The sequence below is a fragment of the Endozoicomonas sp. SESOKO2 genome, from assembly GCF_024606245.1.
Lineage (GTDB): Bacteria > Pseudomonadota > Gammaproteobacteria > Pseudomonadales > Endozoicomonadaceae > Endozoicomonas_A.
The window spans coordinates 1-3,068 of the sequence record NZ_JAHHPQ010000701.1; the positions used below are offsets into that span (position 1 = coordinate 1).

Genomic DNA, 3,068 nt, shown 5'->3' on the forward strand with positions numbered 1-3,068 from the left:
GTGCAGATGACGAAGCAGTGATGAGTTGACTGGTTGAGAGACGTGCAGATGACGATGTTGTCGCTGACACTCTTGCAGCGACCCGATAAATCCTGACCTTTCCATCCTCCGCCCCGACTGCCAGCAGGGTGCCGTCGTGGTTGTAGTTAACGCTCCGTACAACATCTGTCGCATCAGAGAGGGTGTACAGAACGCCGGGCGGATTCAACATGTCATATATTCTAACCTTCTGATCAGCCGACCCAGCGGCGAGTCGGGTGCTGTCGTGATTGAAGTCAATGCTCATGACCGTGTTTGTCGCACCCAACAGAGTATATTTCGTGCTGGCCAGGTTATTTATGTCATAAACTACAACCCTGTTTTCCCTGGATCTAAGATCTCTTCCCCCAGTTGCCAGCAGTGTGCCGTCGTGGTTGAATTTAACGCTCCGCATTTGATCAAGATAAGTGATCACAGCTTGCGGGGCATTGGACAGATCCCTCGGCTCATAAACCCTGAGCCTGTAGTCTCTCGATACTATTGCCAGTTCGGTGTCGTCGGGGTTGTAGTCAATGTCCATTACCCAACCTGCTGCGTCGGTCAGAATTGTCGGACTAATGGACAGGTTCCTTGGGTCATAAATCCTGAGCTTATTATCTTGTGCTCCGACTGCCAGCTGAGTGCCGCCGTGATCATATTTAACGCTGCGTATCGGGCTTGTCGCATCGGACAGGGTGGCAAGGGGAGTGGACAGGTTCACTGGGTCATAAATCCTGACCTCATTCTCATCCCCCCCGACTGCCAGTCGGGTACCGTCGTGATTGAAGGCAACATTCCTCACCCAGTTTTTAGCATCGTGAAAGGTGTGCAGGAGTCTGGGCCTCACCGGGTCACTCATATCAAAGATTTGTACGGGGCCTGAAAAAGGACATCCGGAAGTGCCACTGCCGGAACCCATTCCCACAGCCATGAGCGTACTGTTCATATTCCATGAGACACTCATAACCCTGTGGGGCCCACAATGGCTTGGTGGGGCAACGCCTCCTGTGGGTGTTGGAGCAACCGTTACCGGCAACATGTTCGGATCTATATTAATCTCGTGGATCAGTGGAGGTTGCATTGTTGGCCGGGCAGTAACAGCCGTTTGAGCTACTGTCTGCATACAGCTTGCTGCCAATAAGGTAAACAAACCCGCAATAGACCAGCTCTTTGCAATGCCCATTGCCATTCTCCAGAGTTCTGTCTTTAGACACTTGACTTCGTGGTCGAGGAAACCGGTATGGTTTAAAAACCTTCAGAAACATCCTCTGCAAAGATGAATGAGAGCAAAGTAAGAGTCGTGAAGGTGATTGCTGAACTAATGCTCGCGTTGAAAGCTGCTGTCATCCTTTGAAAGTAGAAACACAGGTTCACACGCCTATGATGAATGGGGGAGCAGATGCATCAGGCGATGTTTGAATATATTGAAATTGATTATAGTCGGACGCGTCGACACAGTTCTAACGGGTATGTGAGTTCTGAAAAATATCAGTAGACAGAAGCCGTTTAATCCGGCGTCCCTTTTTTACTGTCTCAGCTCAAGTGTTCTTTGGCACATAAAAAAACCCCGGTCACACAAAACTTGAAGTATTGTTGCCGAGGTCTCGTTTGGAAGAGTTGTCGCTTTATGTCATCGCTAAAAGTTATATGTCAGGTCATGCACGCGGCGACAGCTCTTTTTAATCACCTACTTCTTGTTACTGTTTACCCATAAACTCAGGGTAAGCTTCCATGCCGCATTCCGTCAGGTCAGCACCTTCATACTCTTCTTCTTCAGTGATACGCAGACCGAGTATCTGCTTGATAACAGCCCAGACGATCAGGGAAGCGATGAATACCCAGGCGAAGATGGAGGCAATGCCCAACAGCTGAGCGCTGAAAGTCGCACCGTCGTTGGTCAAAGGTACTGCCAGCAGACCCCAGATTCCTACAACACCGTGTACAGAGATGGCACCCACTGGATCGTCAATGCGTAGCTTGTCCAGAGCCAGAATGGCGAAGACAACCAAAGCACCACCGACACCACCAATCAGAGTGGCAGATACTGCAGTCGGTGTCAGGGGCTCAGCTGTGATGGATACCAGGCCGGCAAGAGCACCGTTCAGGGCCATAGTCAGGTCAGCCTTGCCGAACAGGATGCGAGCTACAATCAGGGCAGCAATGACACCACCCGCAGCACCAGCATTGGTGTTGACAAAAATCTGGGCGACAGCGTTCGCGTTTTCAACGTCAGACAGCTTCAACTGAGAACCGCCATTGAAGCCGAACCATCCCAGCCACAGAATAAAGGTACCCAGAGTAGCGAGAGGCAGATTGGCACCCGGGATTGCGTTAACAGCACCGTCTTTACCGTATTTGCCTTTACGGGCACCCAGCAGCAGAACACCTGCCAGAGCCGCAGCAGCACCGGCCATGTGAACAACACCGGAACCTGCGAAGTCCTGGAAGTTTGCTTCGTTCAGGAATCCACCACCCCATTTCCAGAAACCTTGTACGGGATAGATGAAGCCAGTCATAAAGACCGCAAACAGCAGGAAAGACCAGAGCTTCATGCGCTCGGCAACCGCACCGGAAACGATGGACATTGCAGTCGCAACGAAGACCACCTGGAAGAAGAAGTCTGAACGTGCAGAATAGTATGGCGCATCATCGCCACCTGCAGTCACGGCTTCAACCGTGTTTTCAGTACCGATCAACGAACCCAGAACCGGCAGGATACCGCCCTCATTAGCCCCGGGGTACATAATAGCGTAACCACAAAGCAGGTACATGGTGCAGGCAATCGCAAACAGTGCGATGTTTTTGGTCAGAATCTCAACCGTGTTTTTAGAACGGACCAGACCAGCTTCGAGCATGGCAAAACCGGCGGCCATCCACATTACCAGCGCACCGGACATCAGAAAGTAGAAAGTATCGAGTGCGTACGACACTTGAGCCAGATTTTCCACAGGGCTCCTCCCAAAAAAGTTCAGCAGAATGAGTAGTCTTTTGCTAACAGCCTGTCGGACTTAAGGCTGTCCTACTGCGGTTGCAATAAATTGGTCTAAAAA

General features: G+C 51.0%; 2 protein-coding genes. Both read right to left on the reverse strand.

The window, feature by feature from the left end:
- A partial coding sequence (locus tag KDK17_RS16915; protein ID WP_257288617.1) for a WD40 repeat domain-containing protein occupies positions 1-1,141 on the reverse strand: 1,141 nt, incomplete at its 3' end.
- A 574-nt stretch (positions 1,142-1,715) separates the two neighbouring features.
- Entirely contained in the window at positions 1,716-2,966 is a 1,251-nt protein-coding gene (locus tag KDK17_RS16920) for an ammonium transporter (RefSeq protein ID WP_257275060.1), read from the reverse strand.
- Positions 2,967-3,068 lie beyond the last annotated feature (102 nt).